The sequence below is a fragment of the Sorangium sp. So ce385 genome (assembly GCF_051474135.1).
GTDB lineage: Bacteria > Myxococcota_A > Polyangia > Polyangiales > Polyangiaceae > Sorangium > Sorangium cellulosum_D.
On sequence record NZ_CP150337.1, the window covers coordinates 153,143 to 174,790 of the forward strand.

General features: G+C 69.1%; 18 protein-coding genes and 1 pseudogene. 8 read left to right on the plus strand and 11 right to left on the minus strand.

Annotated features, from left to right (window positions below; all coding sequences use genetic code 11):
* Nucleotides 1-2: 2 nt before the first annotated feature.
* On the minus strand, nucleotides 3-1,547 hold the full coding sequence (locus tag WME83_RS00540) for an IMP dehydrogenase (protein WP_437317298.1): 1,545 nt from the start codon (nucleotides 1,545-1,547) through the stop codon (nucleotides 3-5).
* 201 nt (nucleotides 1,548-1,748) lie between these two features.
* A complete protein-coding gene (locus WME83_RS00545; protein WP_437317299.1) occupies nucleotides 1,749-2,714 on the minus strand; it encodes an AraC family transcriptional regulator in 966 nt (321 codons plus the stop codon).
* A gap of 619 nt (nucleotides 2,715-3,333) precedes the next feature.
* Between WME83_RS00545 and WME83_RS00550 the strand changes: the two genes are divergently transcribed.
* The gene (locus tag WME83_RS00550; RefSeq protein ID WP_437317300.1) at nucleotides 3,334-4,254 is read left to right on the plus strand and encodes a transposase; all 921 of its coding nucleotides are present in this window, start codon (nucleotides 3,334-3,336) and stop codon (nucleotides 4,252-4,254) included.
* A 455-nt stretch (nucleotides 4,255-4,709) separates the two neighbouring features.
* On the opposite strand, the gene WME83_RS00555 is transcribed toward WME83_RS00550, so the two are convergent.
* The 3 genes from WME83_RS00555 to WME83_RS00565 form a co-directional block, all read right to left on the minus strand.
* Entirely contained in the window at nucleotides 4,710-5,831 is a 1,122-nt protein-coding gene (locus WME83_RS00555; protein ID WP_437317301.1) for a DUF4185 domain-containing protein, read from the minus strand.
* Between the two features lie 396 nt (nucleotides 5,832-6,227).
* On the minus strand, nucleotides 6,228-6,566 hold the full coding sequence (locus WME83_RS00560; RefSeq protein WP_437317302.1) for a four-helix bundle copper-binding protein: 339 nt from the start codon (nucleotides 6,564-6,566) through the stop codon (nucleotides 6,228-6,230).
* A 373-nt stretch (nucleotides 6,567-6,939) separates the two neighbouring features.
* Nucleotides 6,940-7,596, minus strand: coding sequence for a ferritin-like domain-containing protein (locus tag WME83_RS00565; protein ID WP_437317303.1), 657 nt, complete (start codon nucleotides 7,594-7,596; stop codon nucleotides 6,940-6,942).
* A gap of 79 nt (nucleotides 7,597-7,675) precedes the next feature.
* On the opposite strand from WME83_RS00565, the gene WME83_RS00570 reads away from it, so the two are divergent.
* From WME83_RS00570 to WME83_RS00580, 3 genes and pseudogenes are all read left to right on the plus strand, one after another.
* Nucleotides 7,676-8,659, plus strand: coding sequence for a hypothetical protein (locus WME83_RS00570; RefSeq protein ID WP_437317304.1), 984 nt, complete (start codon nucleotides 7,676-7,678; stop codon nucleotides 8,657-8,659).
* Nucleotides 8,660-8,803: 144 nt separating this feature from the next.
* A pseudogene (locus WME83_RS00575) lies at nucleotides 8,804-9,091 on the plus strand (ATP-binding protein); the annotation flags it as partial.
* A gap of 301 nt (nucleotides 9,092-9,392) precedes the next feature.
* Nucleotides 9,393-9,560 (plus strand): hypothetical protein, encoded by a 168-nt coding sequence (locus WME83_RS00580; protein ID WP_437317305.1) that lies wholly within the window; start codon nucleotides 9,393-9,395, stop codon nucleotides 9,558-9,560.
* 29 nt (nucleotides 9,561-9,589) lie between these two features.
* On the opposite strand, the gene WME83_RS00585 is transcribed toward WME83_RS00580, so the two are convergent.
* Nucleotides 9,590-10,423: a helix-turn-helix transcriptional regulator gene (locus WME83_RS00585; RefSeq protein ID WP_437317306.1), complete on the minus strand. Its 834-nt coding sequence runs from the start codon at nucleotides 10,421-10,423 to the stop codon at nucleotides 9,590-9,592.
* A 121-nt stretch (nucleotides 10,424-10,544) separates the two neighbouring features.
* Between WME83_RS00585 and WME83_RS00590 the strand changes: the two genes are divergently transcribed.
* A complete protein-coding gene (locus WME83_RS00590) occupies nucleotides 10,545-11,273 on the plus strand; it encodes an SDR family oxidoreductase (RefSeq protein ID WP_437317307.1) in 729 nt (242 codons plus the stop codon).
* 32 nt (nucleotides 11,274-11,305) lie between these two features.
* Nucleotides 11,306-11,986, plus strand: a complete 681-nt coding sequence (locus WME83_RS00595) for a dienelactone hydrolase family protein (RefSeq protein ID WP_437317308.1) — start codon at nucleotides 11,306-11,308, stop codon at nucleotides 11,984-11,986.
* A 263-nt stretch (nucleotides 11,987-12,249) separates the two neighbouring features.
* On the opposite strand, the gene WME83_RS00600 is transcribed toward WME83_RS00595, so the two are convergent.
* Nucleotides 12,250-15,639: a protein kinase domain-containing protein gene (locus WME83_RS00600; protein ID WP_437317309.1), complete on the minus strand. Its 3,390-nt coding sequence runs from the start codon at nucleotides 15,637-15,639 to the stop codon at nucleotides 12,250-12,252.
* A gap of 352 nt (nucleotides 15,640-15,991) precedes the next feature.
* Here WME83_RS00600 and WME83_RS00605 point away from each other — a divergent pair, with 352 nt between their 5' ends.
* Together WME83_RS00605 and WME83_RS00610 are read left to right on the plus strand one after the other, a co-directional pair.
* Nucleotides 15,992-16,819, plus strand: a complete 828-nt coding sequence (locus WME83_RS00605) for an MOSC domain-containing protein (RefSeq protein ID WP_437317310.1) — start codon at nucleotides 15,992-15,994, stop codon at nucleotides 16,817-16,819.
* Between the two features lie 121 nt (nucleotides 16,820-16,940).
* Nucleotides 16,941-17,417 carry a DUF2059 domain-containing protein gene (locus WME83_RS00610; RefSeq protein ID WP_020464822.1) on the plus strand — a complete coding sequence of 159 codons (477 nt, stop codon included), beginning with the start codon at nucleotides 16,941-16,943 and terminating at the stop codon, nucleotides 17,415-17,417.
* 32 nt (nucleotides 17,418-17,449) lie between these two features.
* Here WME83_RS00610 and WME83_RS00615 read toward each other — a convergent pair whose 3' ends face one another.
* From WME83_RS00615 to WME83_RS00630, 4 genes are all read right to left on the minus strand, one after another.
* Entirely contained in the window at nucleotides 17,450-18,310 is an 861-nt protein-coding gene (locus WME83_RS00615) for an alpha/beta fold hydrolase (protein ID WP_437317311.1), read from the minus strand.
* 146 nt (nucleotides 18,311-18,456) lie between these two features.
* Complete coding sequence (locus WME83_RS00620) at nucleotides 18,457-19,269, minus strand: dienelactone hydrolase family protein (RefSeq protein ID WP_437317312.1); 813 nt, start codon at nucleotides 19,267-19,269, stop codon at nucleotides 18,457-18,459.
* 371 nt (nucleotides 19,270-19,640) lie between these two features.
* Nucleotides 19,641-20,498 carry a dienelactone hydrolase family protein gene (locus WME83_RS00625; protein ID WP_437317313.1) on the minus strand — a complete coding sequence of 286 codons (858 nt, stop codon included), beginning with the start codon at nucleotides 20,496-20,498 and terminating at the stop codon, nucleotides 19,641-19,643.
* A complete protein-coding gene (locus WME83_RS00630; RefSeq protein WP_437317314.1) occupies nucleotides 20,495-21,478 on the minus strand; it encodes a TauD/TfdA dioxygenase family protein in 984 nt (327 codons plus the stop codon). The genes WME83_RS00625 and WME83_RS00630 overlap by 4 nt, the downstream gene beginning before the upstream one ends.
* Between the last annotated feature and the right edge of the window lie 170 nt (nucleotides 21,479-21,648).

A 21,648-nucleotide genomic window follows, 5' to 3' on the forward strand; every position in this document is an offset into this window, starting at 1 on the left:
GCTCAGGCCTCGCGCGGGTTGCTGCGCGTGTCCTTCAGCATCACGTCGTGGACGCCGCCCTCGTGGATGCTGACCGCCGAGGCGACGGTCAGGCGCGCGCGCATGTACAGGTCGCGCAGCGAGATGGCGCCGCAGTTGCACATCGTCGAGCGCACCTTGGCGAGCGTGATGTCGAGGTTGTCCTTGAGCTTGCCGGCATACGGAACGTAGCTGTCGACCCCCTCCTCGAACTCGAGCTGGTCCTTCTTCTTGCTGGCGTCGCCGTGATCGTAGCGTTGCCAGTTGCGGGCGCGGTTGCTCCCTTCGCCCCAGTACTCCTTCATGAACTGGTTGTTCACGCGGACCTTGCGCCCGGGCGCCTCGTCGAAGCGCGCGAAGTAGCGGCCCATCATCACGAAGTCGGCGCCCATCGCGAGCGCGATCGTGATGTGGTAGTCCTGGCTGATGCCGCCGTCGGAGCAGATCGGCACGTAGACGCCGGTGCGCTGGAAGTACTCGTCGCGCGCCTTGGCCACCTCGATCACGGCGGACGCCTGGCCCCGGCCGATCCCCTTCTGCTCGCGCGTGATGCAGATCGAGCCGCCGCCGATGCCGACCTTGACGAAGTCGGCGCCGGACTCGACGAGGTAGAGGAACCCCTCGCGATCGACGACGTTGCCGGCGCCGATGTAGAGCGGCCTGCCCTGCGACTTCACGAAGGCGATGGTGTCGCGCTGCCACTCCGAGTAGCCGTCCGACGAGTCGATGCAGAGCACGTCGGCGCCCGCCTCCACCAGCGCCGGCACGCGGTCCCGGAAGTCGCGCGAGTTGATGCCGGCCCCGACGATCAGCCGCTTCTCGTGGTCGACGTTCTCGAGCGGGTGCGCCTGGTGCGACTCGTAGTCCTTCCGAAACACCAGGTATTGCAGGTGCTGCCGCTCGTCGATGACCGGGAGGGTGTTGAGCTTGTGGCGCCAGATGAGCTCGTTCGCCTCCTGGAGATCGATGCCGACCTTGCCGCAGTGGATCGACTTGAACGGCGTCATGATCTCGCGGACCGGCGTGCTGAGCGGCGTCTTGCCGAGCCGGTAGTCGCGGCTCGTGATGATGCCGACGAACCGACCCGTGGGGGTGCCGTCCTCGGTGATCGCGATCGTGGAGTGGCCCGTGCGATCGGTCAGCGCGAGGACGTCGCCCAGCGTGGCCTCGGGGCGCAGGTTCGAGTCGCTCACGACGAACCCGGCCTTGTAGTTCTTCACGCGCCGCACCATGGCGGCTTCCTCCTCGATGCCCTGCGAGCCGTACACGAACGACAGGCCGCCGCAGCGCGCGAGCGCGATCGCGAGCTCGGCGCCCGAGACCGACTGCATCATCGCGCTGGTGATGGGCACGTTGATCGTGAGCGGCGCGAGCCTCGGGTCCGGCGGCCCCGCGCTCCGGTCGGCCTTGAACCGGGCAACGGGGGCCGTGAGGTCGACGTTCGCAGGGACGCAGTCCTTCGTCGTCAGATTCGGGACGAGCAGGTACTCGCCAAAGGTCCTGCTCGGCTCATCGTAGATGAATGCCATGTCGGCTCGTAGTGCACGCGTTTCGCGCTGTCAAATGCGGCCGGGGCGGGGACTGAGGGAAATGTGAGCAAAGTCGGGTAGTTATGGGTGCGCGGAGGGGGCGGCGGGGCCCCGACCGGGCAGAGCCGGGGGCGCCCGCGCCCGGCGCGTGGCGCGGCGCAGAGGTCCGGCCAGGGGGCGCCGGGCGTCGGGCGAGCACAGCTAGAGCGGGCGCACGGGCAGGCAGAGCTCGCAGCGGTAGGTGTTGGTCTTGGGATCGTGGAACTCGCCCTGGTAGAGCTCGAAGCAGGGCCGGTGGTCGGGCTGATAGCCGCTCTGCGGGAGCCACTCGGCGAAGAGACGGTCCCACGCGGCGCCGATCGTGTGCGCCTCGTCGACGAACAGGCTCGCAGCGTACTTTCCGCCGGCGATGTCGGTCACGTTGACCTCGCCGTCCGCCTGGAAGCCGTCCGGGATCACGATCGAGGCGTCGTGGCGGCACTTGGACGGGTCGGTGACCTTGGGGTTGTCGTGCGCGATGCCGAGGCAGATGCGGTCCGGGGTCCACAGATCGCGCGCGCTCGCCCAGCGGATGAGGCGCTGCCAGGCCTCGGCGACGCTCCTTCCGGGGCCGTAGGGGCCGACGCTCCTGACGTAGGCCACGTGGTAGCTCGGCAGCGTCTTCACGGTCACGTTCATGATCTTCTCCTCGTCTTGGCGGGCGTCCGTGCCCGACGAGGCGTCATCTTGGGCGACCGCGCACGCCGCTGCTTTGCCGGGGTTGCGATCGACTTCACCCGGCTTGCGATCCGCTTGCCGCGCCTTGCGCGCGGCCGCGGCGCCGCCGTTGCGCCAGGCGGAGGCGCTCATGCCGAAGCGCTCCTTGAACGCGCGGGCGAAGGCGCTCGCCGAGCTGAAGCCGTTCTCGAGCGCGATCTCGAGGACGTCGGCGCGCGGCCGCAACGTGAGATGGTTGGCGGCGGTCTCGAGGCGTGTCCGCTGGATGAACTCGCGGAGGTTCTCGCCGGTCATGGACTTGAAGACGCGGTGGAAGTGAAACGGCGAGAACGCCGCCACGGCGGCCAACGTCTCGAGGGAGAGCTCCTCGCCGGGGTGGGCCTGGATGTAGTCGATGACGCGGTTGACCCGCTTCTGGTACTCGGCTCGGCTCCTGTCGCTGGTCGCCACAGGGGGAGGTTACCTGACGCCTGGCTTGAGAAAAACCGCGACCGGACCCAGGTTGAGACCGGAACCTGTGAGACCGGAACCTGAGACTGAGACCGACCCAGGTTCGCGACGGACCAGGTTCGCGACCGGACCCGGGTTGGCATGCCGATGCCGGACCCAGGTTGAACGCGACCGGACCCAGGTTGCCGACCCCGACCGGACCCACGTTGGGCGCGGCGACCGGACCCAGGTTGGACGTCCCGACCCAAGCTGCCACCGACCGGGATCCAAGTGGTCACCGACCCGATCCGGCTCGGCGTCCCGCAGGTCGGCGACTCGACCCAGGTTCAGGTGGATTTGGATTAGAGGACCCGACCCAGGTTGGGGTGGATTCAGGTTGGGGTGGATTGCCGCCGCTCTCGCCCAACCCAGGTCGGGAGAGGAAGGAGAACCCAGGTTGGGGATGGGTGGGGGAGGGGCAGCCCAGGCCAGAGGAGCCGCCGCAGGTTGGGCGAGCCGCAAGGACTGTCCAGGTGGCGGACCACCGGGCGCCCTGGCGGCGCCACCCAAAGGGGCGAGCCAAGGCCCTGAAATCATTCGCCCCAGCCGCCGGCACGGCGTTTGTCATTGCACGCCAGCCATGAGCCAGCCCCGCGAGATTGCCGCAGGCGCCACCTACCTCATCACCCGTCGTGTCCTGCGCAGGCATCTGCTCTTCCGCCCCGACGCCGCCATCACCCAGCTCTTGGTCTACACCCTCGCCGTCTCGACGCGCCGCTTCGGCATCGAGGTCCACGCGCTCTGCGCGATGTCGACGCACCTGCACCTCGTCGTGACCGATACGATGGGCGTCCTGCCGCGTTTTTTGCAATTCTTCCATCGCATCGTCGCGCTCGGGACCAAGGTGCTCCGCACGTGGGAAGGGCCAGTGTGGGACCACGAGGCGACGAGCGTGGTGCGGCTGCTGACGCGGACGGCGGTGGTGGAGAAGATCGCCTACGTGCTCGCGAATCCCGTGGCCGCCGGCCTGGTCCGACATGCGCGCGAGTGGCCGGGCGCCAAGGTGGACGTGAACGAGCTCGGCTGCGGCGTGCTGCGCGCGATGCGACCCGCGGCATATCTCGATCCGAAAAATCCGCAGTGGCCAGAAGAAGTGACGCTCGCGCTCGCGCTGCCGCCTGCCATAGAACAGGACGGCGGCGACGGCTTTCGCGGCGAGGTCGCCGCCGAGCTGGAGCGACAGGAAGCGCAGGCCCGTGAGGAGGTGGAGCGGCGAGGGCAACACGTCCTTGGCGCCGAGGGCGCCATCCGGGTGTCCCCCTATGAGCGTGCCACGAGCTTCGAGCCGCTGCGCGACTGCAGTCCGACGTTTGCGGTCGGCCGCGAGCAGGGTGATGCATGGCGAATCGCTGCTGCCGCCGTGCGCGCGTTTCGCGCGTCGTACCGCGCGGCGCTCGAACGGTGGCGCAGCGGGGTGCGCAGCGCCGTATTCCCCGCGGGGACGTGGTGGATGCGCGCGTTTCACGGGGTCGCCGTGACGGACGTCGTGCTCACGGTGTAGTTGCTGCGCCGGCGGGGCACAGTGAGGCGGTGAGAGGCGACGGGGGGCGACACGTCGCCGGAGGGCACGTGCGTCTGAAGATGGCGGGGCGAGGCGACTCAAGACGCAGGTTGGTGTAGGCTCGGCTTGACCGAACAGGGGCGTACATATGGGTGGCTGGGTCCAATCGACAGGTCGACCGGGATTGGGCCGTTCCGCCAACCAGGGATCAGCTCGACGCGCGTGAAGTGGCGCGGATGGGGGGGCGCTCGGCCAACCCGGGTCGGGTCCCCTGGTCCGCAGTCAACCCGGTCTTGTCGTCTTGCCGGTCAACCCGGGTCGGGTCGTTCGCGGGTCAGGTCGTTCCGGTCAACCCGGGTCGGGTCGTCGTCGTCGTTGGGTCGCGGGTCGTCCCGGTCAACCCGGGTCAGGTCGTTGTCAGGGTCAAGGTCGTCCCGTCCATGGCCAGGCTCGTCTCACTCGAGCTCTAGCTCCACGAGTCGGAGCTCTCCTTCCAAGAAACCCGTCTCCCGGAAATAGGTCACGTACTCAACCCGGCCTCCTTCCTGAGCGAGCTCCGCGTGCCCCAGGCCGGCGTATGGCCATGCCTCCGGGGTTGAGGGCGCCTCGGCGGTGAACGCCACCTCACTGTCCGACCACGGGCCCTCGGGCGCGGGGGCCGTCCGCACGGAGACCTCCGACGACACCGGTTCGCTGTAGATCGCGACGTACCTGCTGGCGTGCTCGTTCCAGTGCACCGACATCATCGGCGCTCCCGCCATGACCGGCTCCGCCTCGTCATAACCCTCCACCCAGCTGCCGTCCGAGAAGAACCGCCACGCCCCCCGCTCCGTCGCTCGCGCGAGCGGGACGCGCGCGATGAGGCACGGGCACGTGAGCCCCGAGCACGCGCAGGCATACGCGTAGAGCAGCCCCTCGCGGACGAGCGCCGCCGCCGTGAACGACGGCTCGTCCGCGCCGAAGATCAGCGTGGGATCCGCGGCGCCCGGGCGCACCGCCGGACGCACGATCGGCGCGTCAAGGCCCTCCCAGACCGCGATGGACGAGCCCAGCGCGTCGACGTTGAACCCCCCGGCACGCCCCATCAGCTTGCTGTAGAAGACCAGCGCGCGGCCCGTCGCCTCATCGACGACGATCGGCCCCGGCCACAGCGCGTAGCGCGCCCCGCAGTCCTCCTTGCACGTCTCCTCCGCCTCAGGGCCAAAGTGCGCGGCGTTGAACTCGAGCTCCTCCGCCGTGAACGGCAGGAACTCCCCAGGCGCGCCGGCCGCGTCGAGCGGCTCGGTCAGCGACGAGAGCCCGTCCGACGCGTCCAGGTCGTCGGTCGAGCAGAAGGTGCTCGATCTCCAGAGCGAGCTGTCGGCCCCCGGCGCCTCCAGGGTCGTATCGCCGAACACCCACACCGAGCGGTCACCCCACCGCGCGCTGTACCCGCCGTCCCGCCCTCGAATCGATGGCTCGAACGTCAGCGCGCCCAGGTCGCGCACCGCGCTCACCCGAACCTCGGGCGCGTCCGCGCCGCACCCGACGCACAGGAGCGCGACCCCGGCCGCCCCCTTCGTCCTTCGATAACGCATGCGCGCGAGGATATCACGGCAGCCGATGGCCGACGCCACATGCGTCGCGCTCCGCGGCCGGACCGCGCGCGACCGCGAGCGCGGTCCGGCCGCCGCGCGCAGAGGCCGCGTGCGCAAGGGATGGGGCGATGAGGAACGACAGGGGCCGCAGGAAGGCGAGGAAGCGACGACGCTGCTCGGCTCAAGCGAAGAATCGCCAGGGCGAAAAGAGCATCCAGCAACCTGCTTCGTCGAAGCGCTCCGGTGGCCAGAGCCGTAAGTCAATCCAGGCACAGCACCAAGAAGCTCGATGGTATCCGCTGGCCGCCCCGCTTTTCCCGACAGCGCATCGCTCGAGCGCGCACGAGCCGGGAGGCGCGATGCGCGCGGGTCGGAGCGAACGGACGCGCCGACGACTCAGATCTGCCGGCACGCAGCGGCGCAGCGGCGGCACTCGTCCGCGCACGTCTTCATCTGCGTGTCGCCGGTGAACTTGTCGCAGCTCGCCGCGCACAGGTCGCAGAGGCTCGCGCACGCGCTCGTGATCTGGGCGCGCTGCGGCGAGCTGCGCAGGAGGAGCTTCGAGGCCGCCTCGCAGATGTCAGCGCAGTCCTGGAGCAGCCGCACATGCGTGGCGTCGGCGTGCCCGCCTCCCATCTCGAGGCAGTACTGGCTTGCATGGGTGCAGATCGAGCCACAATCCTGGGTGAACCGAGCCACCTCCCGGAACGATCTGTCCCCCGGAAACCTGCTCATGACAATCCCCCTCGGTCAACTGGGCCGCTCCTCGCCTCGAGGACATCTCGCGACAACGAGGCAACCTTGGTATCCAGAGGTTGAATGGATTGGGCGATCTTCGCACGTCGGGCCATCCCGCATATAGGCCTCGGAGCAGCGACCGACGCGCTCGAGCCCTCGTGTCCCGAACGCGTCGCGCGAGCGGCTCGGACGCCCGGGGACGCATGCGAGCGCGCGACCGAACGGCCGCACCCGCCCTGGTCGACCGCTCCGCGCGATGGCTGGACGCGGTGGCGCTCGAGCGACGTCCCGGCGTCGACCGGGAGAGCCTGGGCCCACCCCCGCGTCCGCGAGTTCGCCGCGGGCGGCGAGAGCGTCGCGGGCTGGGCGGCTAGCACCCGGGCGCGCGGCAGATACCCATCTTGATGCGCGCGATCTCCTGGAGCTCCTCGGCGATCTCGAGCGTGCGCATCGCGGCGGCGCGCGCGAGCGCCTGGGCCTCCTCGGTGGTCGCGAGGCGCGCCAGGAGCCGCCGGCCCATCTCGTGGTGATGGCCCTCGTCGGGCTGGATGACGTCGCGGTAGAGGCGCGCCGTCTCGGCGTCCCCCTGCGACTCGCAGTACTCGATGAAGGCCTGGTTGTGCACCTGGGCGAGCGCCTCCCGCGTGAACTGGCCCGCTGCGACGCGCTCGACCGTCGAGCCGAGCCCCTTCAGGTACCCGAACATCGGCGTGGGCGGCCCGAACCTGGCAGGGATCGACGCCGGATCGACGCCGAGCGCGCGGAGGCGCTCGGCGATGAGACGGTAGTGCCTCGCCTCATCGCCGCACTGGCGGGCGAGGGCGAGCTTCACCTCGACGTCCGTCTCGGTGGTGAGCCAGAGCGCGGCCTCCTCGGTCGCCTCGAGCTCCTTCTTGAGCGCGGTCGCGAGCAGCTCCGGGACGCCGATCCCGCTCCCTGGCTCCGCCGCGCCGGCCGCGGCCCCGATGCGGGCGAGGCGCTCTCCCACCCTGCGGTCGAGCTCGCCCAGGAATTCCTCTGGCTTCATGGGTGGCATGATGGGCGCGCCCCGGGCGGCGGGTCAATAGGCCGCCCTCCCAGGGGCGCGATGGGTGTACCCTCCCCGAATGGCCTGGCGCTTCCTGCCCCCGTGGCTCGATCTCGAGTCGGTCTCGATCTCGTTCGACCTCCCCGCGCGCACCGTCCTGAAGCGCACCGGGATAGCCGCGCTCGCCACGTCGAGCGCCACGGCGCTGCGCTTGACGCTCGCGCCGACGCTCCTGCGCGTCACCTTCGAGCCCTACCTCGTCATCGACCTGCCGCCGCCGCTCGGCGACATGGGTTTGCAGCAAGTCGAGTACGACTTCCGCTCAGGCGCAATGACGCCCAACGTCTTCTACACGGGAGGGCTCGTCCGGGTCGGGAAGGACTCGGCCGAGGGCGAGGCCCGCGCCTTCATGCGCGGGCTCGTCACCTCGACGCCCATGGCCATACCCCCGTACGACCCGACGAGCGATCCCGATCTCGTCGTGACCGTGCGTCAGGTGCTCCTGAACCTCGAGTCCGACGGCGGCGGCCGCGCCGTCCGCGGCGCCCGCGTGTCCGCGCGGCTGACGCTGCGCGAGGCGCTCGCGGGCGCGGTGGGCTCGGACGGGTTCCGTATCCCGGCGGGCGCCACCGTCGCGGCCAGCGTCGACGTCGAGGGCACCCGGCAGGAGATCGAGACGGCGCCGCGCGTGCAGCGCATCGAGGTCGACTGCTCCTCGGCGGTGCTGCTCAAGCGCGGCGTCGAGCAGGCCGACCTCCGCCGCTTCGTCGTGAAGCGCGGCGGCGAGATCGCCGTCGAGCGGGTCGAGCCGCTCGGCGCGGCCGGCCAGGCGGCGGGCGTCGAGTCGCTCGTGCGCCTGTTCAGCGCCCTGGCCGCGGGCGGCGGCGTCACGTTCGACCCGAAGCACCTCGGACCCAGCGCCGTCGAAGGGCTCGTCAAGGAAGAGGTCGCGCGCGCCCTGCGCCCGGCGCTCGTCGACTGGGTGCGGCAGAACGCCGAGATCATCGTGGGGATGGACCTGCGGCAGGTGCTCGGGATCCCGGAGGACGGCGGCGTCGCGTGAGGGGGAGCGGCGGCGGGAGCCGCTCCCGACGCGCGGTCGCCGCGGAGGGGTGCCTTTCCAGCGCTTCCGCGTGTTCTCAACGCTCGTCATGGGATCTCTTCTGCGCGCGTTGACTCGCGGGTAAGCACTCCCCCGTTCGCCATCGTGCAGTCCTCGGCCGCGCTTGCGCGAAGGCTCCGCCGCTACACGATCCCCGCTGTCCTCTGCATCGATGAGGTCGGCTATCTGTCCTACGATAGCCGCTACGCCGACCCGCTCTTCGAGGTCGTCACCCGTCGCTACGACGCGCAGAAGCCGCTCTTGCTCAGCACGAACAACGCCTTCGCCGACTGGGGCCAGGTCTTCCCGCACGCCGCGTGCGTCGTGACGCTCGTCGACCGGCTCGTGCACCGCGCCGAGGTGATCGAGATCGAGGCCGAGAGCTACCGGCTCAAGGAAGCCAAGGAGCTCAACGCCACCCGCAGCAGGCAGCGCCGCAGCAAGAAGCACTGCGCCGCCTCTTCACCGGTGAACTTCACCGGCATAGGGGGTGAACCTCACCGGCATCCGGTGCGGACTTCACCGGTCAACTTCACCGAATTCCAGCCGGTTGCCGCGATCATCGGCAGCTTGAGGTCCTCGTGGCCGGCGTCGAGCCCGAGCTCGACCAGGTGGACGGCGGCCGCGCCGAGCTCGCCGACGCCTCCACGGCGCGTACGTCGACATCGGCGATCTCCGCGGCGCCCGCGACGCCATGGCCCGCGGGATCGCCCCCTTGCTCCGCCGCCTCAAGAGCCTCGAGGGCACCCCTTATTCGCGGAGCTTCCTGCTCGGGCTGCCTCACAACGCCGCCTTGCTCGCCGCCGCCGAAGGCTACGACTGCATCCCGCCGGAGATCGACAAGCTGATCCGGCAGGCGTAGGCGAGGCGCGGCGCGTCGAGGAGAAAGGGTCAGCGGGCGGCTCGGGCGTACGCCCCCGGCGTCACCCCGGCGATGCGCTTGAAATGCCGGTGGAGCTGGCTCTGGTCGTAGAGCCCCACGCGCGCAGCGACCTCCGCCTGAGGGACTCCCCGGGCGAGCAGCGCCCCTGCGAGTCCGACGCGCCGGTAGGTCACGTACGCGTGCGGGGGAAGCCCGACCTCCTCGCGGAAGGCACGACAGAGGCGGAACTTGTCGAGTCGCGCGTGGGCGGCGAGCTCGTCGAGCGCGATCGATTCGGTGAACCGCGCATCGAGGAGCTCGCGCGCGCGCGTCACCGCGCGAGCCCACGCGCTGCGCGGACGGGGCGGATCTCGGCGCATGGTGGTGAGCTCGCACAGGGCGGCGAGCGCCTCGGACGACACACCCGCGAGCTCGAGAGGCGTCGCGTCGCCGCGAAGCAGCGAGCGATGCAGCGCCGCCAACGGTGCAGCGCGCGGGTCGTGCGCGCAGAGCGCGTTCTCCGTCGGGGGCGACGCGGGAGAGTCCAGCGTCGCGCGCGCCTCGTCGACCATGCGCGCGTCGAAGATCACGACTTGAAACCGCCGCTGGCCTTGGCGGGCGTGCTCTGCGAAGACCTCTCCGGGGACCTTCACGTCGATCGTGCCCGGGCCGCTCGACCAGCGCGCGCCTCGAAGCGACCACTCGGAGCGGCCACTGAAGTGGAGCGCGGTGGCGTAGCGGTCCGTCACGCAGGTGAACAGGGGCCCGTCGCTCCGGAACTGCCCGACGGTGAGGCCGGGGAGCGCAGCCGGGCGTGAGAATGCGATCCGGCTCCGCCCGCGCTGCGCCGCCGAGAGGTCCACGCCGAGGACGATACCGCGCGGCCCTTCTCGGCGCTAGGGCGTTGTCGGGCTGCTCCCCAAGGACGCGCGTCGAGCCAAGATCGCCCAATCTCCTCTGGACGCTCGGTCGTAGATGGAGGGCATGAATGTCCAGCGAACAGCGCTCGTCACGGGCGCGAACAAGGGGATCGGCCTCGAGACCGCCCGCCAGCTCGGCCGCGCGAGCATGACGGTGATCGTCGGAGCACGCGACGAGGAGCGCGGCGCGCGAGCCGCTGCGGCGCTGCGCCGAGAAGGCATCGACGCGCGCTTCATCGCGCTCGACGTGACGGACGCCGCGAGCGTCGCCGAAGCGCCTCGCACGATCGAGCGCGACCTCGGGCGGCTGGATGTCCTCGTGAACAACGCGGGCATCCTCCTCGGCCGCTCCACGCCGAGCGCGACGCGACTCGACGAGGTGCGCCACGTGTTCGAGGTCAACGTCTTCGCTGCCATCGCCGTGACGAATGCGATGCTCCCGCTGCTCCGACGAGCGTCGCCCGCGGCGCGCATCGTCATGGTGTCGAGCGGGCTCGGCGGGCTCGCGAACCACGGCGACCCAGCGTGGGAGTACGCGTCGTTCAACGCCATCGCGTACCCCGCCTCCAAGGCGGCGCTCAACATGGTGACGGTGCAGTATGCGAAGGAGCTCGCCCCGACGGGCATCAAGGTCAACGCCGCGGACCCCGGTTACACCGCGACCGACCTGAATTGCCACCGCGGCACGCAGACCGTCGAGGAAGGCGCCCGCGCGTCCGTGAGGCTCGCGCTCCTCGACGACGCCGGCCCGACCGGCGGGTTCTTCGACGCGCGCGGCCCCGTGCCCTGGTGAAGAGAAGTGAGTGACGAAAGGAGCAGGACAACATGACGACGATGGTGACGTTTTCGTTGGGGAACGCGGGGCAGATGAAGGGCGCCCTCTCCGAGCCGCCTGGCTCGGGCAAGGTCGGGGGGCTCGTCGTGGTCCACGAGTGGCACGGCCTCAACGAGGTGATGCGAGCGCACTGCCAGCAGTTCGCGCAGGCGGGCTTCCTCGCGCTCGCCCCCGACCTCTATCACGGCAAGCTCGCCGAGAACGACGAGGAGGCGGCGAAGCTGATCGGCGCCTTCGACTTCCAGAAGGCCGTAGGTGAGCTCGGCCACGCGGTCGGATACCTGCGCTCGCATCCCCGGTGCAACGGGAGGGTCGCGGTCGCGGGCTTCTGCTTGGGTGGCGCGCTCACGCTCGCTGCGGCACGTTACGTGCGGCCGGCCCTGGAGGCGGCGGTCCCGTTCTACGGTCTTCCGCGGATCGCACCGGAGGAGTTCGCCGAGGTGAGGACGCCCATCTGCGGGCACTACGCCAAGGTGGACGACTGGGCGAACCCTTCCGTAGCCGAGAAGATCCAGAAGGCGGCGCGCTCCGGTGGAGGCGCGATGGATCTCTACGTCTACGACGCCGGCCACGCGTTCATGCGCTCGACCGATTCGTCCAAGTTCGAGCCGAAGAGCGCCGCGCTCGCGTGGCAGCGCACGGTCGAGTTCCTCCACACGCACATTGGCTGACGCGTCAGGCGGTGCCGGGCCAGGGCTGCGCCGGGTCGGAGCGGCCGGCATCGGGAAGAGCACGCTCATCATCCCGCGCTCGGGCCGACGCGTCGCACAGGTCGCACATCACTTCGGGGACCGCCGCTGGTTGGTCCGGCTCGAGGTCCTCCACGGATCTCAGGTCGCCCCGCACTGAGCGCCCCCCGGCGGAGGTCTTCACCAGTTTTCCGCGCATCTTCGCGATCGCTAACAGCGTCGAGGGTACGGTGGTGATACGCTGCTCATTGAGGCGGAGGTCTGCTGTCAGGCGGCGCCCTGCGTTCGACGCGAGACCTGTAGGGAACCAAGGCGGCCGCGACGCGATGAAGCGACTCGAGCATTTCTTTGTAGAATGCGAGCACCAGGCCGATCAGCACTGGTAGCGCAGATACGACCCTCATTGCTCCGTCGAACGTCCGTTTGACCGCCATGAACGGATCATCCTTGATCACGATGTCAGTCAAGCGCACACCATCGGATTCGAGCCGAAGCTCGTATCGCCCATCGAGAGAGTGAAGCAGCTCGACCGACGCTTCTGCGGTATTGCAGTCGCTGCCCGCTGCGCACGTCATGATGTCGGCCTTTCCACCAAGATTGTTGTTGACCTTGGCTACCGTGCCAAGCGCGGCGACCAAGCTGATCGGGTTAGGGCTCGTCCCCGTGCAGCTGCGCGACACGTACACGGGTATGACGTCCTTGGCGGCACCTCGCTCAAGGTGCCGTGCCTGGTACTCGCAGCCGCGATGCGCAGTGCGCCCTGTCGACGCGACCTTCGTCCTGAATGCCGAGAAGTAGAAGCCGAACAATATCGCAGTGAGCGAGGCACCCACCGCGATGAAGTGACCTCGCCTCCGCGCCGCGCGATGAAGCTCGCTCGGGGCGAACTCCAAATGACAGCTCACCCATCTCTCCAACAGCGGAATCGACACCCGCTCCCGCCCGTCTCGACGCTCCACGAAGCCAACCTCGTGCAAGCGATTGATCGACGCCGCGCACTCCTCCGGCGTGCACTCATCGCGCAGCAGTCGCATGACTGCGCGCGTCGTACGAGGGTGTTTCATGGCGATGGCGTGAAGGACGAGGCGATCGATCCGATGAAGCCAAGGGAGGAAGCTGTCGCCGAACGTGGTCCCTACATTGCAAAGATCTTCGGTGGTCTCTCTGATGGCGCCGGCGTTTATCGTGCATTCCCTGAGCGGGTGCCATTCGTTCTGTTTTCTCGCTCGAGAGAGTGACCACCCGCATATCTTCTTGATTACATCCACGTTGCCGCCGGACACAGAGTAGACCTCGCGCACCGCGTCCGCCTCGAAATGTACGTTCATGTCTGCGCCGAGCTCGCTGACGAGTCGTTCGGCGGCGTCGTGGTCCATGGGTCTGAGCTTTATAATATTCGCATAAGCTGCCACCGGATTCTCCCAGCCCAGGATGACGCGACTCTTCAAGGTAAACCCGTAGAAACTGGTGACCACGACGCTGATCGAGCAGAGCCTGACCTGCTCTGCCAGGGCAGTCCAGAACTCGCGCGTCGCGGAGCGCTCTTCCTCGCCAGAATGGCTGTCTACCAGGGAGCCCAGGAGCCAATCAGCGTCCTCGAGGACCAGGACCAAGCGCTCGTTCTGGTGAGCGTTGCAGATTGCTGACCGTATCGCGGCCGCTATGCGCTGACGAATTGGTTGGCTGCTGTCGATGTGCTCGTGGGCTCCATTGCTCATCAGGGCATCGACGAGCTCTTGGACGAACGAGTCTATTCTTCGATTGCAGGACTCGCTGCATCGTAATGTATGGAATCGATGCGAGCTCAGCCCGTAGCGCGCCATGCTCACCAGGGCGGTCTTCCCGGAGCCAGGAGGGCCACATATCGATACGAACGACGAGCTCTCCGATAGTGCCATCAAAAGCGCGTTGAGCTCAGCCTTCATACCGTAGAACCGAAGCGGATCGACGTTCGTGCCGCGGCTCTCGTACTGGTCCGGGGCAGCGTGGTAATCTGCTATCCGGTCTTTGAACAACGCCTCGAGCGTGCCGTCATTGACAGCGCGCTGGACTTCGCCCAGATATAACGGCACGACCATCGCGGTGTACCGCTTTCTGTACTCCAGAATTCGATTTCGGGCGCCGGCGCCGAAGTTCATGGAGTCAACTATTGCAATGACGACCTTCTGGATCGATGGGTCAGCCTCACCCAGGTACCTCTCGAGCGGAGTGGATAGTTGCGCAAACGTGGACGTATTCAGCGGCGAGCCCCCTTGCCCGATGAACGCCGCGAGAAGCTGGCGTCTCGCGTCGACGTCGATGCGAATTCCGCTCAGCCTGATGACGCCTTCAGCCACAGGTTCGTAGCCATTGGCCAGGATACGCATGAACTGCTTGATCGGCTCCGCTTGCATCCTCATGTTCGGCGGCAACGAATGGTGCAGCGTCGACCAGACGTCATCGTGAAGCGTCGTCGGCGGCGCGAGGGGGGCCAGGCTCAAGCTCGTGCCCGTGTGGATGCGCCTCGCCTGGCTCTGATTGTCGCTGTCGAGCGGGAGGACGCCGGCGTACGATATCGGCGTCGGAGTGGAGGCATCGCTGGCGCCTGCCCGGTAGGCCGTCGCCACGATCGAGCTCGCATTGAGCGCGTGGTTGCCATGCTGCCTGGATGTACGCGGGCTGACGCTGTAATGTACTCCGCTGCCTGACTCGCCGTCGAGGACGACGGAATCTGAGCGATCTCTCCTGGCGTCTGAAGACACCGCGCCGTGAACTCCCAGTCGTACGGCGACAGCCTGGCGCGCTGCGGTGGAGGTCCCGCCGAGCGCGAAGGGAAGCAGGCGCGCCGCCAGCTCAGACGCGGAGTCGAGCCTCCTCTCTCGATCCGGCTCAAGACAGCTCGAGACGAGCGTGACCAACCCGGGCGCGAGATGCCGAACATAGTGCGATATGGGGGGGATCTCTGCTTGGGTGATCATCGAGGTAAGATGGCTTGGACCGCCAGTGAAGGGGCTCTTGCCCGTGATCATCTCGAACAGAATCACCCCGAGAGACCAGATGTCCGTGCGGACGTCGAGCCTTCCAGGGTCGATGGCCTCCTCCAGGCTCAGGTGTGCGTGTGGCTCTGCTGCAGCGCTCGTGCTGGCGCTCGAGTCGTTCAGGGCCGCGACGGTCTTGCTGGACCCGAAGCCAAGGACCTTGACGATAGCGTCGCTGGTGTGTGACTCGTCGGAGTTGAGGAAGATGTTGGAGGGCTTGAGATCACCGTGAATGATACCGGCCATGTGAGCCGCAGCAAGCGCCTTCGCAACATCATGACCGATCTGCGCAGCTTCGTGCGGCTCGATCCGGGGCGGGCGATCAAGGCGGTCCTTGAGGCTCTCCCCGAGCAACAGCTGCATGACCAAGAAGGGATCCCCCTCCTCGGTCTCCCCGAGGTCATATACATCGATGATGTTTCGGTGCTGGAGCCTCCCGCATATGCGTGCCTCGCGCAGAATTTTCTGTCGAAGACCATCGGTCGACTCATGGACCAGCTTGAGCGCGACATCGCGAGAGGTCGTCTCATTCACTGCGGCCCACACGGTCCCCCTGGTTCCCTCGTGAATCAGCCTCTCAACGCGGTATTTGCCTCCGATGAGCGTGCCGGGTTTCATGAGCCACATCGAGGCTAACAATGCCGAGAGAGTGGGGCAAGGCGCGTCCTTGAAGTTGCGAGCGTGAGTCAATCAGGCCCTGACAGCGTTCGCTCAGGGCTGCACATCCCTTCCACGCCGCTCGCTGAGCCCTAGCAGGATGAACGCCGTTTCATGTGGGTGAATGTGCGACGTGGCGATGCTCTGACCAAGCATCGTCGAAGTGAAGATCAACGCCCGCGCTGAACGGCACGACGACTGGCCCCGCATGGCGCGTGCTTCGCCCGCGCTCGCGGGGCGCGCAGACGGCCGTCTCAAGATCACCATGATTTGGTGAGATGATCGGCGGCAGGATACTTGCTATACATCCGCGATGCGCCTCTCCGCCATCCACATCTATCCCGTCAAAGGCTGCCGTGGCCTCGCGCTCGACGCGGCGACCGTCGACGAGCTCGGCCTCGCCGGCGACCGGCGGTTCATGATCATCGACCCCGAGGGCAAACCCCTCACCCAGCGCCCGCTGCCGCGCATGGCGCTCATCGAGGCGCAGCTCTCCGAGGGCGAGCTCACGCTCGGCGCCGCGGGCCGCTCGCCGGTCTCCGTGCCGCGCGCGTCGCAGTCGGCGCAGGGCGCGCGCCTGCTCACCGTCGAGGTCTGGAGCAGCACCGGCCTTCTGGCCGAGGACTGCGGCGATGAGGTCGCCGCGTGGCTCAGCGACTTCCTGGAACACCCGGCGCGGCTCGTCCGGGCCGGCGAGGCGTTCCGGCGGCCCGTCCTCAAGGATTCGGTGGCACGCCCGGAAGATGTGGTGTCGTTCGCCGACGAGTTCCCGTTGCTCGTGATCTCGGAGGCCTCCCTCGCCGACCTGAACGCTCACCTCGAGGGCCGGGGCGCCGCGGCGTTGCCGATGGATCGCTTCCGTCCCAGCCTCGTCGTGAGCGGCTGCGCCGCCTTCGACGAGGACCGGTGGGGCCGCGTCCGCATCGGCGAGCTCGTGCTCCGCGCCGGCGGCCCGTGCGCCCGATGCGTCGTCACCACCACCGATCAGCGCACCGCGGAGCGCGGCCCGGAGCCGCTCCGCACGCTCGCCACGTACCGGCGCGATCCCCAGAAGCCCGGCGACGTGAACTTCGGTCAGAACTACATCCACGAGACGAAGTCCGGCGCCTTGCGGGTGGGGGACGAGGTGACGCTCGTGTGACGGGGAGCGTGGGCCGCTCGCGCGCGCCCGCGCCACGGGCGGTCCGGGGGATCGAGCGACGGGAGGCGGCGGGCTCGCCGGGGCGACGCGGACCGCGGCGCGTCCGTGATAGACATGGATCATGAGAAAGCACGCGCCTCGTTCCTGGATCGTCTCGCTCGCCTTCGTGACCCTGTTCTCCCTCGTGTCGCTCGGCGACGCCCACGCCGGTGAGGCCGAGAAGAAGCTCGCCCTGGAGCTCACGCACCTCGTCATGCCGAAGGAGGTCTACAACGCCCTCATCGATCAGCTGATGACCAACATGGGGGCGTCGATGCAGCAAGCGGGCGCGAAGATCTCGGCCAAGGACACCGGCAAGCTGAAGGCGGTCGTCGCCGAGGTCCTGCCGTACGACGAGCTGGTCCAGTGGAACGTCGAGATCTACGCGGGGAAGTTCACCGCCGATGAGCTGAAGGAGCTCATCAAGTTCTACGGCACGCCGGTCGGCAAGAAGGCCGCGAAGCTCCTCCCCGAGATCAGCGGGGAGGTGGGAAAGAAGGTCGGGTCGGTCATCATGCAGCGCATGCCCGCGGCGATGAAGAAGGCCGGGATCCAGTAGCGCGCGCGCCGCGCTCGGCGCCAGAGCCTGCGCTACCGCCTGTAGACCAGGAAGCCGGCGATGGCGTCGAGCAGCGCCCGCGGCTCGTCGGCGCGCACCGAGTGGCCGCTGCGCTCGAAGATACGTAGATCGGCGCCCGGGATGAGGCGCGCGATCTCCTCCGACAGATCGGGCGGGCAGATCCAGTCGTGCCGGCCGGCGATGACGAGGGTAGGGACCTCGATCTCGGGGAGGCGCGGCGTGAAGTCGAATGTCCGCATGAACCGCTCCAGGGCCACATTCCACGCCTCGACGTTGTAGATGGCGCGCGCGCTGACCTCCGCCGCCTTGTGCGGGTCGAACGTGGTCGAGTAGAGCGGCCCCATGATCCGGAGGAACTCGGCGAACTGCTCGTCGCTCTCGAGCTTGCCGGCCCAGAGGCGCTCGCATGCGTCTTTCTGCGGGTCGGTGCCGCGGCTCGCCACGATCTGTTTCGATCGGTCGATGAGGCGGTGGCTGGCCGCCGTGGCCACGAGGATGAGATGCGAGATGTGCTGCTGGTACCGGAGCGCATAGGCCATGGCCACCATGCCGCCATAGGAGGTGCCCATCACCACGATGCGATCGAGGCCGAGGTGCTGGCGAAGCGCCTCCATGTCCTCGACGTTGTTCTCGAGGGTATATGTCTCCTTCGGGCCGCGCGCCGAGCGCCCCTGGCCGCGGTGATCGAAGTAAACGAGCTGCGCCCGGTCGGAGAGCGGCGTCATCCCGCCCTTGTGCGAGGAGTGATCGGCGCCCGGCCCGCCGTGCACGACGAACATCACCGGCCGTTCGCGCATCTCGGGGCCGTCGGGGACGAGGCCCATTCCCTCGACGTCGAAGTAGATCTCGGTGTCTCGGATCCTCGCGCGCACGGCGTCAGGGTAGCCGATCGGCGGGGCGCCGGGGGCGCGGGGCGCTCGGAGCGAGGGAGCTCGGGTGCGTGCGGAGGAACAGCGGAGGCGCAGCGTGGTGCCGGGGCAGCAGCGGCCGCGGAGGCGCGGTCGCGTCTGGCGCGCGGTCAGGCGACGCCGTGTCGGGTCAGCCAGTCGAGCTGGCGCTCCCAGGCGTCGGCGGCGGCCTCGGGCCGGTAGCTCGGCCGGTAGTCGGCGTAGAAGGCGTGCGGGGCGTCGGGGTAGACGCGGATCTCGGAGCGCGCGGCGCCGGGCGCGCCGCCGGCTTCTTGGGCCGCGCGGAGCGCTTGCTGCTGCTCGGTGACCGTCGACAGGGGGATGCCCTGGTCCTGCCCGGCATAGAGGCCCAGGACGGGGACCTGCAGCGCGCTCACGACGTCGATCGGGTGCTTCGGCTGCGCGTCGGTCCGGTCGCCGGTGAGGCGGCCGTACCAGGCGACCGCCGCCTTGAGCGCGGGGTTGTGCGCGGCGTAGAGCCACGTGATGCGCCCGCCCCAGCAGAAGCCCACCGCGGCGGCCTTGGTGGGGTCGGCTTTGCCGGAGGCGCGCGCGAAGGCGATGCTGGCGTCGAGGTCCGAGAGCACCTGCCGGTCGGGGACGCGCCCGGCCAGCGCCCGGAACTCGTCGATGGTGCTGAGGCGGCTCGGGTCGCCTTGGCGGACGAACAGATCCGGGGCGAGGGCGTAGTAGCCGCGCTTCGCGAGGCGGCGGACCACGTCGCGGATGTGCTCGTGGACGCCGAAGATTTCCTGGATGACGAGCACCAGCGGGAACGGTCCGCCGGAGGCGGGGTGGGCGCGGTAGCCGGGGAGGTCGCCGGCCGGCGCGGGAACGGTGACGGCGCCCGCGATGAGGCCGGCGTCGTCGGTGTGGATGGGGCTCGGAGCGTTGCTCTCGGCGATGGGCGTGGAGGCGGTCATGGCCTGGGCCTGAGCAGCGGCCGTGCCAGAGAGGTGGGAGCGGACCGACCGGGGTTGAGGTGACCGACCGGGGTTGAGGTGACCGACCCGGGTTGAGGTGACCGACCTGAGGTGACCGACCCGGGTTGAGGAGTGACCGACCCAGGTTGAGGTGACCGACCCAGGTTGAGGTGACTACCCAGGTTGAGGTGACCGACCCAGGTTGAGGTGACTGACCGACCCCGACCCAGGTTGAGGTAGCCCCCCAGAGGAGTGACCGACCCAGGTTGAGGTGACCGACCCAGGTTGAGGTGACTGACCGACCCCGACCCAGGTTGAGGTAGCCCCTTATGTCCTAGGCGGCATGCGCCCGCGGCCGCGCTCCCGTGCGGCTACCCCGCTGCCCGGACGCTCTCGCCGGCGAGCGCAAGCGGCCGCGGCTGCGCGACGACGCCGCCGCCGATGCGCTCGGCGAAGAACTCCCGCGTGCGCCGCCACGAGAGCTGCGCCGCATCCGCGTGGTACGCCGGCCGCGTCTCGTTGAAGAACCCGTGCCGCGTCCCCGGGTACACGAACGAGATCAGCTCCCGCCCCGCAGCCCGGAACGCCTCTTGCACCGCGCGCGCCTTCGGCGTGATCGCCGGATCCTCCTCCGCGTAGTGCACCTGCAGCGGAAAGCGCACGCTCGTTACCTGGTCCAGCGGCGGCGCCTGCCCGTAGAAGACCGCGCCCGCCGCGAGCTCCACGCCCGCAACCGCGAGCTGTCCCACCAGCCCTCCGCCCAGCGAGAAGCCGACCGCGGCTATGCCCCCCGGACGCACGTCGAACCGCCCAGCCAGGTGCGCCGCCGCCGCCCTGGCGTCAGGCAGGTACGTCGACGTATCGCGGTCGCTGAACCAGGCGAACACCGCCTTCAGCCGCTCCTGCTCGTCCGCCGGCAGCCGCGCGACCACCTCGTCGCGGTCCGGAGCGCGCAACAGCCCGACGCCTCGGGCCACCTCCGCCTCGGTGAAGGTCCGGTGAACCGCGTCGTGCGAGTACAGGTTCGGCGCGAACGCGAGGTAACCCTCCTGCGCGAAGCGCCTCGCCAGCTCGACCGTGTGGGCGGTGAGCCCCAGCCCCTCGTGGAGGATCAGCACCGCCGGCGCCGGCGAGCGCCCGGCGGACGGCGGGCGGACCTGCACCGCCTCGACCGGCCCATGGGGACCCCGGAACGACGTCCTCTCCACGCCTGCGCTCGCGGCGGTCACGCCTGCACCTCCGCCTCGGGCGCCTTCTCCTTGCGGACGGCCTTCAGCTTGCTCGGGGGCCGCGTGCCGAACGGCTCGCCGGCCACGATCTCGGAGCGCACCCCGTCGACCCCGACCGGGATGTCCCCGGTCAGCGTCACGCGGTAGAGCACGCGCTCGACGTCGAGGTGCCCGAGGTCCTGCGGGCCGAGGTGCGCGGTGGCCCGGTTGTCCCAGAACGCGACGCTGCCGGGCTCCCACCGGAACCGCACGGTGTACGCCGGGCGGCTGATCTGCTCGAAGAGCAGGTCGAGGATCGCGCTGCTCTCGCGCGGCGACAGGCCGACGATATGGCTGGTGAACCCGGGGCTGACGAACAGCGCGCGCTCGCCCGTCTCGGGGTGGACGCGCACCACGGGGTGGATCGAGATGAGCGGGTTCTCCCGCACCTTGCGCAGGTACGGGCTGTCCTGGTCCTGCGGGGCGAACCTCAGCCCGAAGCGGTGCTCGGCGCGCAGGCCGTCGACGAGCGCGCGCAGCGGCGCGGACAGCCCCTCGTAGGCCGCCACGAGGTTGGTCCAGGTCGTGTCGCCGCCGTAGGGCGGCAGGATGTGCGCCCGCAGGATCGACGCCGCCGGCGGGTTCACGGCCGCGGTGACGTCGGTGTGCCAGCGGTTCTCGTAGCTGAAGCGCTTGCCGTAGCGGCGATCGTAGCGGCGGCTGTCGATGGCGAGGATCTCCGGGTGCTCGTCGAACGGCTCGTCCTCGTGCGGGTGCGCGTACGTCACCTCGCCGAATCGAGCGGCGAAGGCGATCTGCTCGGCGTGGCCGAGCGGCTGGTCCCGGAAGAAGACGACCTTCCACTTCAGCAGCGCCGCGCGGATGGCCGCCACGGACTCGTCAGGCAGCGGCCTGGAGATGTCGACGCCGTGGATCTCGGCGCCGATGTGCCCTGCGAGCGGCTTCACCTGGATGGATGAATCGGATGGTCTCTGGCTCATGGGTCTCCTCCGCGTGGTCCCCCCCGTCGCGGTTACGGGGGGCAGGTATGCGGGCGCCGTGCCAGGGAGCGATCCGCGGCGTGCGCGCCTGGAGACGGCGAGGCGAGGGCACACACCGAGCGCGCAGCGTGAACGTGTGGACGCGCGACGCGGATGGCGGCTCCGCGCAG